Annotated in this window: 10 protein-coding genes and 1 CRISPR repeat array; of the genes, 5 read left to right on the forward strand and 5 right to left on the reverse strand. The window is 68.6% G+C overall.

Translation table 11 applies throughout. The features are described from left to right. Nucleotides 1-1,665, forward strand: coding sequence for an AarF/UbiB family protein (locus tag AB0N78_RS06300; RefSeq protein WP_363387183.1), 1,665 nt, complete (start codon nt 1-3; stop codon nt 1,663-1,665). A gap of 33 nt (nt 1,666-1,698) precedes the next feature. Then, nucleotides 1,699-1,992 carry a DUF1905 domain-containing protein gene (locus tag AB0N78_RS06305; protein ID WP_363387186.1) on the forward strand — a complete coding sequence of 98 codons (294 nt, stop codon included), beginning with the start codon at nt 1,699-1,701 and terminating at the stop codon, nt 1,990-1,992. 76 nt (nt 1,993-2,068) lie between these two features. Further along, nucleotides 2,069-3,929: a CRISPR direct-repeat array (repeat unit 28 nt; unit sequence GGTCCACCCCCGCGTACGCGGGAACGAC). 60 nt (nt 3,930-3,989) lie between these two features. Here the strand turns inward: AB0N78_RS06305 and AB0N78_RS06310 are convergent. From AB0N78_RS06310 to AB0N78_RS06330, 5 genes are all read right to left on the reverse strand, one after another. After that, nucleotides 3,990-4,682 carry a type I-E CRISPR-associated protein Cas6/Cse3/CasE gene (locus AB0N78_RS06310; protein WP_363387188.1) on the reverse strand — a complete coding sequence of 231 codons (693 nt, stop codon included), beginning with the start codon at nt 4,680-4,682 and terminating at the stop codon, nt 3,990-3,992. Then, on the reverse strand, nt 4,651-8,277 hold the full coding sequence (locus tag AB0N78_RS06315; RefSeq protein ID WP_363387191.1) for a helicase-related protein: 3,627 nt from the start codon (nt 8,275-8,277) through the stop codon (nt 4,651-4,653). The genes AB0N78_RS06310 and AB0N78_RS06315 overlap by 32 nt, the downstream gene beginning before the upstream one ends. After that, on the reverse strand, nt 8,274-9,581 hold the full coding sequence (csb2, locus tag AB0N78_RS06320) for a type I-U CRISPR-associated protein Csb2 (protein WP_363387194.1): 1,308 nt from the start codon (nt 9,579-9,581) through the stop codon (nt 8,274-8,276). The genes AB0N78_RS06315 and csb2 overlap by 4 nt, the downstream gene beginning before the upstream one ends. Beyond that, complete coding sequence (locus AB0N78_RS06325; RefSeq protein ID WP_363387196.1) at nt 9,578-10,906, reverse strand: type I-U CRISPR-associated protein Cas7; 1,329 nt, start codon at nt 10,904-10,906, stop codon at nt 9,578-9,580. The genes csb2 and AB0N78_RS06325 overlap by 4 nt, the downstream gene beginning before the upstream one ends. Before the next feature lie 280 nt (nt 10,907-11,186). Then, the gene (locus tag AB0N78_RS06330; RefSeq protein ID WP_363387199.1) at nt 11,187-11,570 is read right to left on the reverse strand and encodes a hypothetical protein; all 384 of its coding nucleotides are present in this window, start codon (nt 11,568-11,570) and stop codon (nt 11,187-11,189) included. A 169-nt stretch (nt 11,571-11,739) separates the two neighbouring features. On the opposite strand from AB0N78_RS06330, the gene AB0N78_RS06335 reads away from it, so the two are divergent. The 3 genes from AB0N78_RS06335 to AB0N78_RS06345 all read left to right on the forward strand — a co-directional run bounded on the left by AB0N78_RS06335 (nt 11,740) and on the right by AB0N78_RS06345 (nt 14,728). After that, nucleotides 11,740-12,615: a LysR family transcriptional regulator gene (locus tag AB0N78_RS06335; protein WP_363387201.1), complete on the forward strand. Its 876-nt coding sequence runs from the start codon at nt 11,740-11,742 to the stop codon at nt 12,613-12,615. Nucleotides 12,616-12,687: 72 nt separating this feature from the next. Next, the gene (locus tag AB0N78_RS06340) at nt 12,688-13,110 is read left to right on the forward strand and encodes a VOC family protein (RefSeq protein ID WP_363387203.1); all 423 of its coding nucleotides are present in this window, start codon (nt 12,688-12,690) and stop codon (nt 13,108-13,110) included. Nucleotides 13,111-13,174: 64 nt separating this feature from the next. After that, nucleotides 13,175-14,728: a PucR family transcriptional regulator ligand-binding domain-containing protein gene (locus tag AB0N78_RS06345; protein ID WP_363387206.1), complete on the forward strand. Its 1,554-nt coding sequence runs from the start codon at nt 13,175-13,177 to the stop codon at nt 14,726-14,728. The last annotated feature ends 20 nt before the right edge of the window (nt 14,729-14,748 follow it).

Raw genomic sequence — 14,748 nt, forward strand, 5'->3', positions numbered from 1 at the left:
GTGGCGGAGCTGTCGGGGGGACGCGAGCGCGCGCGGTATCGCCGGATCGTGTGGTTCGCCGCGCGGTTCATGGTGGTGGCGTGGTGGTTCGAGCTGGTGCTGCCACGGTTCGGGCTGTCGGCGCTGTCGGATCGGGGACGGACCGAGCGGCTGCGGCGGTTCGCGCGGCGGTTCCACGGGCTGGCCCTGGAGCTCGGCGGGCTGATGATCAAGGTCGGCCAGTTCCTGTCGACCCGGCTGGACGTGTTGCCGCCGGAGATCACCGCGGAGCTAGACGGGTTGCAAGACGAGGTCCCGGCGGTGCCCATCCAGGGCATCCGGGCGGTGGCGGAGCCGGAGCTTGGCATGCGATTGGACGAGGCCTTCGTGTCCTTCGACCCGGTGCCGGTGGCGGCGGCGTCACTCGGCCAGGCGCACCGGGCGCGGCTGTCCGAGTCGTTGGCGGCTGACGCGGGGTTCGCGGATGTGGTGGTCAAGGTGCAGCGTCCGGGCATCGAGACCATCGTCCGGGTCGACCTGGCCGCGCTGCGCCGGATCGCCGGGTGGCTCAGCCGGGTCCGGTTCGTGTCCTCGCGGGTGGACGCGCCTGCGCTGGTCGAGGAGTTCGCCACGACGAGCTTGCAGGAGATCGACTACCTGCACGAGGCGGCGAATGCCGAGCGGTTCGCAGAGGACTTCGCGGGTGACGACCGGGTTGCCACGCCACGGGTGGCTTGGGAGCGCACGCGCGGCCGGGTGTTGGCCTTGGAGGACGTCAGCGCGATCAAGATCACTGATGTTGACGCCCTGCGCGCGGCCGGGATCGACCCCGATGAGGTGGCGGACACGCTGGCGCGGGTGACCTTCGAGCAGTTGTTCGGGCATGGGTTCTTCCACGCCGATCCGCACCCGGGGAACATCTTCGTGACGCCGACCGGTGACGGCTGGACGCTGACCTTCGTCGACTTCGGGATGATGGGGGAGATCCCCGAGGCGCTCCGCGCGGGGCTGCGCGATGTGATCATCGCGGTTGTCGGTCGGGATGCCCGGGGGATGGTGGCCGGGATCCAGCGGGTCGGGGTGCTGCTGCCGAGCGCGGATACCGCGGGCCTGGAACAGGCGATGGCTCAGCTCTTCGATCGGTTCGGTGGGATGGGTGTCTCCGAGCTGGCCGCGGTGGACCGTCGGGAGATGGCGGATTTCGCCGACGAGTTCGGGGACACGCTGCGCGGGCTGCCGGTGCAGCTGCCGGAGAACTTCCTGCTGATCGTCCGGGCGATCTCCTTGGTCTCCGGGGTGTGCAGTGCGCTCAACCCGACCTTCAACATGTGGCAGGCCGTCGAGCCCTACGCGGCGTCGCTGGTGCGGTCCCAGGGCAGTCGTCGCGTGCAGGATCTCGGCCGACAGCTGGTGTCCACCGCTGGGATGGTGGCGGCACTGCCGGGCCGGATCGACCGGCTGCTGGCCGATGCGGAACACGGGCGACTGTCGGTGGCCTCACCGGGGACCGAGCGCCGGTTGCAGGCGGTGGAGCGTGCCGTGGGTCGAGTGGTGTCGGCGGTGCTGTTCGCCGGGCTGCTGATCGCCGGGGCGCTACTCCGACCGGACGGTCTGGGGACCGGGCTGATGGCGCTGTCGGTGCTGCCGCTGCTGCACGTGATGCTCTCCGGTCGACGGCGCCGGTAGGTCACTGTCGGACCCGTGCGGGAGCATGGCCGCATGCGCGTGGACTTTGAGGCAGTGCTCTGGCGCTGGGACGCCCGGCCGGGTCTGTGGACCTTCGTGACCGTGCCGGAGGAGCTGTCGGACGAGATCCTGGACCGCACCGCCGGGTACACGCACGGCTTCGGGTCGGTGCGGGTGGAGGCGACGATCGGCGGGACAACCTGGCGGACGTCGATCTTCCCGGGGGACTCGGGGTACTGGCTGCCGATCAAGCGGAAGGTGCGCGAGGCGGAGGGACTGGTGCTCGACGGGAACGCGCGGGTGTCGCTGGTGTTGGTGGACCTTTAGGCCTCCCGGGTTCCCTGTCTGCGACGTTGCTTCGCGCGGGACAGCGACAGCGCCTGCGTCGACTTTATCTGCCAGCGGGTTTACCCCACCTACGCGGGAACGGCCTCAGCCCTGTCACACCCGAATGGAAGATGACCGGTCCACCCCCGCATACGCGGGAACGACGGTTCTACCGAAACCCCGATCTCGAACCGTCACGGTCCACCCCCGCGTACGCGGGAACGACCGGGGCACCGGTGTGCGCCGACCCGATCTTCTGGGGTCCACCCCCGCGTACGCGGGGACGACGGGCACATTCAGTCTCGCGGTTCGGCGTATACGGGTCCACCCCCGCGTACGCGGGAACGACAGGTACTCCATCTCGAACTGAGCTAGCTGCATCGGTCCACCCCCGCGTACGCGGGAACGACCCGGGCGTTGCATCTGACAGGTCGCCCAGAACCGGTCCACCCCCGCGTACGCGGGAACGACATGCTGACGGCAATGTGGCGGGCGTCGCCGGGGGGTCCACCCCCGCGTACGCGGGAACGACACCCAGACGTCCCTCAATGCCTCCGGGCCGTTGGGTCCACCCCCGCGTACGCGGGAACGACACCGGCCCCTACCGCCCACGTGAGGGCGCGATGGGTCCACCCCCGCGTACGCGGGAACGACCTCGATGGGTGCTTGATCGACACCCGCGATCTGGGTCCACCCCCGCGTACGCGGGAACGACGATCGTGGGGCCGCAAAAGTGCGGGAAGTCGCCGGTCCACCCCCGCGTACGCGGGAACGACCCACCGCCGTTCGCCCCGCCGAAATAGGCGATGGGTCCACCCCCGCGTACGCGGGAACGACGTCGGCGACGGACCGCAGGAGCGAGGCGGTGTCGGTCCACCCCCGCGTACGCGGGAACGACGCCTGCCAAGAACCCGTCCACCTACGGCGATCCAGGTCCACCCCCGCGTACGCGGGAACGACACCGCGGCGGCGAACACGTCCCGGTAGACGGTGGGTCCACCCCCGCGTACGCGGGAACGACGTCACGATCAACTCGCAGGACGAGTTTGACGGCGGTCCACCCCCGCGTACGCGGGAACGACGGACCGACCCGGTCGACCTGCTTGGCCAGCGTCGGTCCACCCCCGCGTACGCGGGAACGACAAGGTGGGGCGGCGGCGGGTGGCGCGCAGGACCGGTCCACCCCCGCGTACGCGGGAACGACGACGACCCTGAGCCGGGCACCCCGCTGTCGGCGGGTCCACCCCCGCGTACGCGGGAACGACCCGGTCCGCACCATTGACATGCTCCGCCGCCGCGGTCCACCCCCGCGTACGCGGGAACGACATCAGCGGCCTCGCTGGTCCAGTCTGCGATGCCGGTCCACCCCCGCGTACGCGGGAACGACTGACTGCCGAGGAATCCGCCAAGGCCGGGCAGGGGTCCACCCCCGCGTACGCGGGAACGACAGGCCCGGCTGCTCATGACGTGGGGTCGGCCGAGGTCCACCCCCGCGTACGCGGGAACGACGTGGACCGGGCGCTCGCGCAGGGTGGTGAGCTGGGTCCACCCCCGCGTACGCGGGAACGACGTGGACGGGCAGACGGTCCGGACGAACAACTACGGTCCACCCCCGCGTACGCGGGAACGACGCTGTAGGTCGCGTCGCGTCCAGATACGGCTCTGGGTCCACCCCCGCGTACGCGGGAACGACGGCCATCGAGCCCGGCCAGGCGCTGATCGGTGAGGTCCACCCCCGCGTACGCGGGAACGACCTGGCTCAGCAGATCGTCGCGCGGACGATCGAGGGTCCACCCCCGCGTACGCGGGAACGACAGAAGGAAGACGGGTTGCCAGACGCGCTGACGAGGTCCACCCCCGCGTACGCGGGAACGACGCCATCGCCTGGTCGAACTCGGCCAGGGCCTCCGGTCCACCCCCGCGTACGCGGGAACGACACTTCCTGACCTGCGACTTTACCCGGCCAAACCCCGATCTGCCTTCACTTCTGCCCCGGCCTACCCCCAGACCACGGCCCCCAGCCCGTACGCGCGACCCTTCCCCAACCCGGTGCGCAGCAGCTCCGAGACCCGCCCGTCCACCTCGGTCGCGGTGGCGTCGATGTGGGCGGTGTGTGTCCGTGTTCCCTTGAGATCGACTGGGCTCCGCGGGCTCGCCGCCACCTCAGCGTCGATGCCCAGCCGTTGGAGCCTCGCGGCTGCCCAGGCGTCAAGGCGCTCGATGGGTACGGGCACTTGACGGCTTCGGTAGCTCAGGCCTTGCCCGGGGGCTCGGGGCGTGCCGTTGGCACCTTCTTTGAGTTGCGCGCGCCATTCGAGTGGAACGTCGGAGCGAGGTGTGTACATGGCTGCGATATGAGCGTGGAATCGAACCGTCTCGCCCGGCTCCGGGCACTGTGTGGGGGAGGTGGTCTGGGATGCCGCCCACGTCGCATGGTTCTCCGGGGCCACAGTGGAGCGAACCAGAACGGTGCCAGTGCCTTGTACTGGGTCGACTGCCAGGACGGACCAGAGACAACCGACACGAGACCGCGCGCCCTGATGCGCGGGCAGCTCGATGTTTCCCCAGAGCGACATCGTCATGCGGTGGCCGGCTCGCCGGTCATTCAGCATCGTCGCGGCGACGGCGTCTGAGGTGGTGAGGATGGTGTCAAAGCTGTCATGCATAGCTGGTCCCCCTGCGGTGTGCATAGGTCGAGAAGTAGCTCGTGGTCGTGCGGTGGTAGGTAGTGAGTTCCTCAACACCGTCCAGGTTCCACGGTCGTGACTCGATCCGAGGGACCGTCCGTAGGAGTGCGATCAAGTGCGGGAGGGTGGTCGGTTTCGAGATGACCGGAAGGCTCATATCCCGACCGTCGATGCCAAGGATCGAGTGGGCTCCGGCGGTCAGCGACTGCATTCCGTAGGCGACCGGCAGCAGCGCGAGACTCCTGACCGCGACCTTTTGATCATCGCTGAGACCATCGCGCATCGCTTGGTTGACCTGATTTTCCGCCAATCCATGGATTTGCGTGCCGCCGTACTGCCGCGGGTCGTGGCGATTGGTCAGCAGGCTGAACAGAGCGTCAGCTGGTGACTCGTTTCGCCACGCGTCTAGTGCACTCAAGGCGCTAGCGAATCCGTTGGAGTTATTGGGGATGAACAGTGAACGGTGGATCGCTAGCTCCTGCGCCGGCCCGTCCTTCTTTTTGTCGATGGCATCGATGATCGAATCCGACACCACGGCGGCGACGATTCGATGCCCAGGTCGGGTCAGATCGAGCTGTGCGAGGGCGCGCGTGGCCTCGCACATGGGAATTTTCTGATTCTTGCGCCTCAGCGACGGCACTAGTGCACTCGCATCTGCGAGGTAGTCCGTGACCTGGGCCAGCTCGTGGGCGATGCTGCCGAGTGAGGCGGCCGAGCGCACGACCGGAATCCGCACACCTGAGCGCCACTCCCATCGCAGCGTGGACTCGGCGTCGAGCCTGTGGGCAGCGACGAGAGTCCCGAAAGCCGCCCACCATGCCAGGGGCGTATCGAGCGGCAACCCTGTCAAGGCGCTGTCGGCCCGTGCGGGCGGTGTCGCGTCATCATGGTCGTTGGTGGGAAGTGCGCTCGCCGGCTCGGAGGCGTCAAGAGTCGGTGCTGCGGACGCTGCATGGTCAGCGAGTCTCACGATGGACTCGAGGAACGCCAGCCCCCAGGGCCCGAAGCGTCGATTCAGCGTGTCGAACCTCTCCGGGCTGCCGTCGACCTGGTTGGCATCAACACCGGGGTCTGCCGGATCGACGACCGGAGGGATCAGTGGCCGGGACCACCCGTGATGTGAGGCAACGAGATGAACGACGAGGTCGTCGGCGTTGCACTCGGTGATGAGCCGTTGGGCTGATCTCGCCTCGTGCCGCCAGTACGGGGGCACACCTGCGCGCAATTGGGCTTGCCGGAGTTCGGTCCACGACAGGTCCTCCGCACCGGACTTGGCGAGGAGTTCCTGCCCCGCGGGCTGCCGCACGGTCGAATGGAGAAACCGCTGGAAGGCTGGCCAGCTCTTACCGTCGTCGTGGTGGTATGCGGCCTGTTCCACCGCCATATGCAGGTGCGGCGGAAGACCTACGGCCTCGGCGGTGCGACGCGCGTGCTGGGCCACGTCGCGGCTGTGAGCCACCAGAGACACGGGTGCACCGGCGGAGCGAGGGGACCCGGTGGTGTGGGCGACGCGGACGACGTAGGCGTCACCGCTTGCGCTGTCAATCTCGATCATTGCCGGATCGAGTCCGAGCAGCGCTGCCACCTCGGTGCCCAGCTCGTCGAGGTCCGGTACGGCACCGGGCTCGTCGGCGATCTCCAGGTCGATCAGATCGAGTGCGCGCAGCACGCCACGGAGGTCCGCGGGATCGGCTGTGGGCTTGAGGGCGGGGACGCTGTCTCGGGACAGGAAGAACGGAGCACCAGACTCGAGTCCCAGCCCAGCGAGATCCGTGACGGGCTGTCGACTGTGCGGATCCCACCCGCGAGTGTCGGAGTAGCCGCCGTAATTCACGGGAAAGACCACCACGCTGTCGGGCGAGATTTCTCGAAGATGCGTGACCGGCCTCCACTGTTCCCCGTCGTACCACCACGGTGCGGGACGGTCACCGAGGGGACTTCCGTCGCTGCTCGATCCGTCGGCGGACAATGAGGCGTCGCCGAAGTCTGCGTCCGAGTCGGTACCGGTGATGGCGTGTCGCGCAAGCGAACGCGCTGCCGACACGGGTACCTCGATGATTTCGTCGGGCCGCGGATGGGCGAGGGTCAGTGCCTCGCCATCGACGACGGTTCGCCATGCCACGCGAACATCGGCAGCCGGCTGGTCAGAGTGCCTCCCCACGATGAACGGCACCGGATCGATGTCAGCGACCGGCCGTGGCCGGGTATGCGCGAGCACCGGCAGGATTCCGGCGTGCAGGGTGGGCGCGAAGGTGCGCGGTCCCCATGTGCCTGCGGTGTCCACGTCTCGTTGGCTGGCCAGATCCAATCCGGGCAGCGTCTTCAGCAGATCGAGTGTCGCCTGGGTGGCCTCGCGGTCGTAGATCGCTTGAGTGCCCGGTCGGATCCCGGTGACCACGGTGACGGTGGCGGACCCGTACTCACCTCGCCGGTTCAGTCGCCCGACACGTTGTTGCAGGGCAGGCCATGGGCAGGCTTCCGTGATGACCGCACCGGCTGAGACATCGATTCCTGCCTCGAGCGTCTGGGTGGCCACGACGATTCGCGGGCTGGGCATCGCCGTCTGCGCCCAATCGGACAGGGCTGCGTCGAGTCGGGCTCGGTCGTGCGGACGGAACCGCGAGGTGAGCACTATCGCGCAGCCGGGTTCAGCGACGTTGAGATGGTGCTCGACCTCCTGCGCCATCGCGACGGTATTGCAGAAGACGAGGACTTTGTCGGAGGTGGAGTGCTGCGCGGCCTTCACGAGCGCTCCTCGTACCGAGGCGTCCGTGTTGACAGAAGGGCACAGCTCCACGTCACGCCGAGCCCGAATCACGATGCGTTCGCGCGGGTCGTGGTGATCCGCCTCCGAGAGCCCGTGAGCCTGGCCGAGGTCGCGCAGATGAGGGGGCAACGACGCGCCCAGAAGGACAAGCTGACCGACCGGGACGTCTCCCAACGGTGTCCCGAATGACTGCTGATGATCCTGCTGCGACTGGATCGTCTGAATTGCGGCTTCGGACAGGTGCGGCTCGTCAAAGAGCACCAGCCGGTCGACACCGGTGAGTGCGGCGTGCACCGGCGCCATGCCGGCTGACACGCCGAAGCCGCGGAACAGCAGGCGCGAGACGAACTGGTGCGGGGTGGTGGACACGACGGCGGGGTGGTGGCCGCGCAGCCAGGCATCGCCGTCCGGTGAGAGAGCATGCTGCGTCTCGAAGCTGACGGACCAGGAGGTGGGATCGGCCGAGCCACGCAAGGCGTGTCCCACACGATGCGATGGGCTGCCTGGCTGCGGATCAGCGCCCACCGCCCGAGCCAGGGTCTGCAAGTGCCCGCCGGTCTGGTCGATGATGGAGCGCCGATCAACGACGTGGATGATGCGCAAGGGCGCGGTGCGTCGCATGCCCAAGTGGGCCCGCTCGTCGAGCTGACGTGCCAGGTCCCAGATCGCGACGTCGATGCAGGCGGTCTTCCCGAGTCCGGTGGGGATCTGGACCGTGTCCGGCCACCGCCGGTCTGCCTGCACGCGGTCGGCAAGTGCTCGTTGCCAGGGATAGGGGTCGAATCCGTGGACGTCGGAGAAGAACGCCGCAAAGTCGGGGAACTCCGTCATGATGCACCTCCCAGGAAGAGGCCGTAGCCGTCGTCCCTACATGCGCCGAGGACGAGCGGACCGGGCACAGGGGAGCGGGTGCTGATAGCGACCCACCACTGCTGTCTGCCCCCGGGCGGTTCCGGCCACCGCGCCTCACCGGGCAGGCGCGGACGTCTGGAGAACTGAGCCTCGAACTCCAGGTCATCGCCGTAGTGAGCTTCGAGGTCGCGGGCAAGCTCAAGGCGGGCCACTCGCTCATCGGCGTGGGCGACGTACGGGGTTGCGGACGCCCATGCAGCCGACCGGCGTGTCCACCGCCACTGCTGGAGCGCGACCGTCCGTCCAGGGGCGGCAGGGTCGAATACGTCAATGTCCAGCGCGCCAGCATGGCGCTGGACGGTCTCCTCATTTGCGCCGATCAGGCCGACGCCGAGGATGGCGCCACTCGCGCGCTGGTGCCCGACATCAGGCAGAGCAATCAGGGCGGACGGTTCATCGTGTGGCCATGCTGCGTGGATTGCTTGGTGCGCCGCCCGCAGGACGGCTGGAGTACGAGTGGGCGATAGGCGACGACGCGCGCGGACCGCGACCCAGGTGTCGCCCCGCGCTGCAGGTGACGTGGCCGGTGGAAGAGCCCGGGGAGCGACACTCGCGCGGTTCAGAGGAAGGGTGTGGGTGGTGAAGACGTCCTCATGCATCTGGTCGAGCAGATCGATGGTGTGGTCGTCCCAGACTCGCAGCGGCTCGTTCGGTGCTCGTTGAGTGCCCCAACGCTGGTGGTCAGGTGAGGGACGCGTGCCATCGGTTCGCCCGATAGTGATGTCGGCGATGTGCGTGGCCCGACCCACGTACGGCACACGTGCGGCAGCGTTGCGAAGGGCCGACAGGTCCTCATCGGACAGGGGAAAGGGTTCCTCCTCCACATCCAGATGAACATCCGGTGCCGCCAACGTCGTTCGGATATCGGCGACCTGCGCCTTGCTCCGGGTGTCGTGGTTGGCGAACACGAGTGAGCTGTCCAGCACCTTGTCCAGCTTCGGTTCGGTTGTCCCCGTCGTCCACGCGGGCATCGAGGTGGACGGGACGAACCGCGCGGGCAGGACCGCCGAGCGGTGCTCGGGCACCCATATTCGGATGGCGCTGCACCGGGACAGGCGTCGCAGGGCAGTCCGCTCACGGTCGGTCTGTTCGTCCTCGCCTGCGTGCGCGCCGGCGAGGAGCGCGGCAAAGACGCGATACGGGCTCGGGGGCCACTCGGGTCGGGAGTCCCCATCCGATCCCGAGTAGACCCCTTGCCACCAGGTCACGGTGATCCGGATCATTCCTCGGCACCCTCCGCTCCAGAGGCAAGCGCCTGAGCGGCTGAGAGCACGAGCTGATGCACCTCGGAGGTTGACATCGTCGCCAGGATCGGCGACGCGAAGGTGAGCCCCACCTGAGCGGCGTCCGCCAGCGCAACCCGCACTGCGTCCACCAGCGTGTCAGTGGTCATCGAGATGCTGAGACCTTCCGGAGCGCGGTGCCCCAAGCGACGGAGTCCGAGTCGGGTCTCGACGGTGATCAGTTCGCAACCTGACCGCAGGTGGGAGTCGAGAGCGGAGAGGTGATGGCCGAGCAGAGCGAGGCAGGTCAGTACGACACCTGCCGCGTGGGTCTTCGGTTGACCGTGTTCGCCGTACCGCATCGCGCGCAGAGCAGCGAAGGACACGGACGCGCGGCGCAGGATGAGCTCGCAGGAGAAGCCGTGCACCTCGACCTCGCCCGGGACCATGCCGAATCCCCAAGCCGATGGGCGGTCTTTCTTCGCGACCGAGGCCTTCGGCGTCGCGGTGAACCCGTCCTCGGAAGCCGCCAGCGCCACCTTGTTCGACACCGGGAGGTCGTCGTACTTGCTCGCGCCGCTTCTGGCGGCCTGGGCGTTGTAGCCGATGACCTCGCTCGAATAGACCCTGGCCTGTCGGTGGCGTTCCACCGTGCCGGACGAGAGCCAGAACCCGAACAGGAGGCTGTTAGGGAAGTTCCCGAACGCGCTGCTGGCGTCGCGCGTGGAGTTGGCCCCAGCGATCAGGTCACGCAGTCCACCCTCGGATACCCATGCCGCCCGATCGGCACCAGGCTCTTGCGCGTAGCGGATGTGCGCGTCGACGTGTCGGTGAGAGGTCTGCCACGAGCTGATCTGCGCGGTGGCGACCAGCTGCTGGATGTCCGCGGCGCTGCTGGTCGGGAGCTTCTTCTTGCGGAGGATGTCCTCGACCTGCTCCACAGTGACGGGGGTGGCGGAGATCTCGACTCCCGGGAGGCCCCCCACGAGTTCCCGAGCGCCCCAAAGTGCCTCCTCGCAGCGGTTTGCCTGGGATCCGAGCGAGTCGATCACGACCGCCGGGACCGCGACCGGCCGCCCGTGCTCATCCCGCTGGGTGTGGCGGAACCAGCCGTCGTCATCGGCCTGTGGCATGAAGCCCTCGAAGCGCGCGTACTTGGAGGCGGGGTCCGAGGACGACGCCAAGTAGGTCGGTGGCTGGATCACTGCACCAGGGCCGGTGACCGGTTCCAGTTCGCTCTCGATGACCACAGCGGCCACCTGGTGGTCCGCAATGGCCTTGGCCAGGCGATCCACGAAGGCGCGGGCTTCCTGGTTCGTCGTCATGACTGCCTCCCTGCTGTCGGTGCCCGGGGCTTCCGGGTCGGTCTGTGCACGTTATCGACCACTAGCGATCGCGCAGTGGGACTTTGGTCCGGCCCTCGCCGCATCATCAATTCCAACCACAAGTTGCGGTCCTCGCGCTTCCTGCCATGGGCATCGCTCCCGCCTACGCGGGTGACTGTCGTGATCGCGCATGATGCAGTCCAACCACAAAGGTCGACTCCCGCCTACGCGGGTGCCCCCTATCGTGCCACTGTGGTGCGGGGGTGAGCAGGTCGCTGCTTCAGGCAGCCAGGCCCACCCTTGTCACGGCGGGCTCCGCCAGCGGTGCGTGCATCTGTGCCGTGGCAGCATCATCGCCCGTGGCGGCTAGCTCGACCGTCGACTGCGAGGCCACCGCCGCAGCCCGCTCCCGCGCCCGCTGCCGCCGCGCCCGCAGTACCACCGCCACCGCATGCGCCCCCACGACCATCCACACCAGATTGGTCACCACCGACGGCCACACCCCGGAGGATGCGGCCACCAGTCCCATGAAAAGCCCGCTGATCACGTTGGCCAGCTGGTAGCGCCCGGAGGTGGGTGCCCAGGTGCCGCGGGACACGAAGACGTAGGCGATGAGGCAGGTGACCGCGCCGACCCAACCGAGGGCGGTGATGACTGCGGACATGGGCGTCTCCGGGCATGACGAAGTGGCGTGGAGCGAGGGGATGGTGCCGCCGGTGCGACACCCCAAGTCTGGGTCGTTGCGCTCTTCAGCACAATCGAACAGAGTTGGACCAGGGATGTAGCAGAACTGAAGGGGTAAAGCGTTGGCAACGGACCCGCGAAGACTTGCTGTGCTCCTGGCCGTGCACCGGGCAGGTGGGGTGCTGGCGGCGGCGGATCTGCTTCATGTGACCCCCTCGGCCGTGTCACAGCAGATTCAGCGACTGGAAGCTGAAGAAGGTGTCGCGGTGTTGGACCGCGGACCCCGTGGGGCGACGTTGACCGCGGCCGGACGGGTCCTGGCGGAGGCGGCCGAGCGGATCGAGGCGGAGCTGGTCGAGGCGCGCAAGTCGTTGGCGGCGATGGAGGGCGAGCTGTCCGGTCGGGTGACGGTGGCGGGGTTCCAGACCGCGATCCGGGCGGTGATCGCACCGGCGCTGGGGGTGATCGCCGAGCACCATCCGGGCATCGATCTGGTGATCGAGGAGCGCGAACCAGCGGAGTCGTTGCGGCGGCTGCGTGAGGGCGACGCGGACATCGTGCTGTTGGAACGCGATGAGGAGGGCGACAGCCATGTGCCGCGCGGGCAGCGGGACGTGGTGCTGTTGGAGGAGCCCTGGCGGGTGGTGCTGCCGCCGACGGTGGCGATGCCGACGCAGCTGTCCGATCTGGCGGGGGCGACCTGGTTGGGTGCGGAGCCGGGGACGGCAGCGGCGCGTGCGCTGGGGCGGATCGCCGGGGCGCTGGGGCCGCTGACGGTGCGGCATGTGTCCTACGACTTCGATGTGGCGTTGGCGCTGGTGGCGGCGGGTCAGGGGATCGGGATGCTGCCGGCCCTGGCGTTGCAGGGCGAGTTGCCGGAGCAGGTGACGGTGGCGACGGTGCCGGGGCTGGGGTCGCGGCGATTGGTGGCACGGCATCGGGCGACCCGCCGTGAACCGGGTCCGGCGGTGGCGGCGGTGGTCGATGAGCTGCTGGCCGCGGCGTCCGGGTTGGATCTGGTCTGAGGGCTTGACGTGCCTGGGGTGCGGCCGCACAGTGACCGGTGTCACAGTTCGCCATCGTCGTCTGGAGCTGTCATGCCGAGTCGTCTGAACCCGTATCTCAGCTTCCGCGACAACGCTCGGGAGGCGATGGACTTCTATCAGTCGGTGTTCGGCGGAGAGCTGACCCGCAGCACCTTCGGGGAGTTCGGCGTGAGCCAGGACCCGGCTGAGCAGGACAAGATCATGCACTCGCAGCTGATCGGGTCGAACGGTCTGGTGCTGATGGGCGCGGACACGCCGAACTCGATGGACTACACCCCGGGCGGGTCGATCTCGGTCTCGCTGAGCGGGGACAGTGACGCGGATGCCGAGCTGCGGGGGTACTGGGAGGGGCTCGCGGACGGGGCGACGGTGATCGAGCCGCTGACGGTCGCGCCGTGGGGCGATGCGTTCGGGATGCTCACCGACCGGTTCGGGGTGACCTGGATGGTCAACATCGCGGGAGCGACCGGCTGATCCGACCGCCCGGTCATCTCGGCCACTTAGACTGGTCCGATGCGCTCGCGGACGGTGGTGACCCTTGGACGTCCGTGAACTCCTGGCAACTCCCGAGCTCGGCCTGAGTCTGGTGACGGCTGAGTCGCAGGCGTTGGATCACCCGGTGACGGCGGCGTACATCACGGACCTGCCGGACCCGTCGCGGTTCCTGTCCACCGGGGATCTGGTGCTGACCAGTGGCCTGTGGTTGGACCGGGAGGACGGGGCGGAGACGTTCCTGACGGCGTTGGCCCGTCAGCAGGTGGCCGGTGTGGTGCTCGGTCTGATCGAGATCGGGGTGATCCCGGATGAGGTGATCACCCGATGCCGGGAACTGGGCTTGACCCTGTTGACGGTGCAGCCTGGGGTGTCCTTCCGGCGGATCGCCGAGGTGGTGGCCGGGCGGCAGCCCGGGTCGGCGAGCGGGATGGCCGAACGTTCGATGAAGTTCAGCCGCCGCCTGGCGGACACCGTGTCCCGGGGTGGCGGGGTGAACGAGCTGCTGGCGCTGTTCAGCGCGGAGTTCTCGGTGGGCTGCTGGGTGATCGACGAGACCGGGTCAATGCTGGCCTCCTCGGGCCAGGCCCCCGAACGGGCTCAGGTGGCCGAGCAGTGGAACACGATGCTGCGCCGCGAAGATGAGCAACGGCTGATCGTGGTGGGCGAGCGCGGTCCGGCGACGATCACCCGGATCGGCGGGCGCGACCGCACCGGGTTCTTCGGCTGCTGGGGCGATCACCGGGGCTTCTCCGAGGAGATGGGCCTAGCGGTGGACGCGCTGGTCGGCGCGCTCCGGGTGGAGATGGAGCTGACCAGTCGCTGGCGGCAGACCCGGAATGCGCAGGTGGCGGAGCTGGTGCGGTCCATCCGTGATCAGGAGGCGTCGCCGGGGGCGATCTCGGCCCGGATGCGACTGGAGGGCCTGGCCCCGCAGGACGAGAAGACCGTGCTGGTGGCCAGGGTCGACGACCCGCGGTTCCCGGTGGCGGCGGTGCTGGACATGGTGCAGCGCACGCTGTCGGCCCGCGGGCACCGGGTGATGGGCGCTCCGATCGAGGACACGGTGTTCCTGCTGGTCAATGGTGCGGATGAGGCGGAGCTCCCGCTGGCGGACCAGTTGGCCGCCGAGCATGGGGCGTTGCTGGCAGGGCGGCAGCTGCGGGTCGGGATCAGTGACCCGGTCTCCGGGGTGAGTCGGCTGAACTCCGCGCTGGCGACGGCGCTGGAGCGGGTGCAGAACGCTACCGGGACTGAGCCGGTGCTGGTGTCGACGGCGCTGCATGTGCAGGGGCACCGGGCGCTGCTGCGGATGCTGGGGGAGAGCACCCGGCACGGCTACGCCCACGAGGTGCTCGCCCCGCTGCTGAGCTATGACCAGCGGCACAACGCGGATCTGGTCGGCACGCTGCGGGCGTTCCTGGACGGGGGCGGTGCCTGGCAGGAGACGGCGCGTCAGCTGCACCTGCACACCAACACGCTCCGGTACCGGATCGCCCGGATCGAGGAGCTCACCAACCGCGACATGAGCACCATGGCCGACCGCGTGGACCTCTTCCTCGCCATGGTCTGTCTCGACGAGGACGACCCCGAAGCCTGAACCGCGCCGAGTCGGCATTG

The sequence above is a fragment of the Cellulomonas sp. NPDC089187 genome (assembly GCF_040685135.1).
Taxonomy (GTDB): Bacteria; Actinomycetota; Actinomycetes; order Actinomycetales; family Cellulomonadaceae; genus Cellulomonas.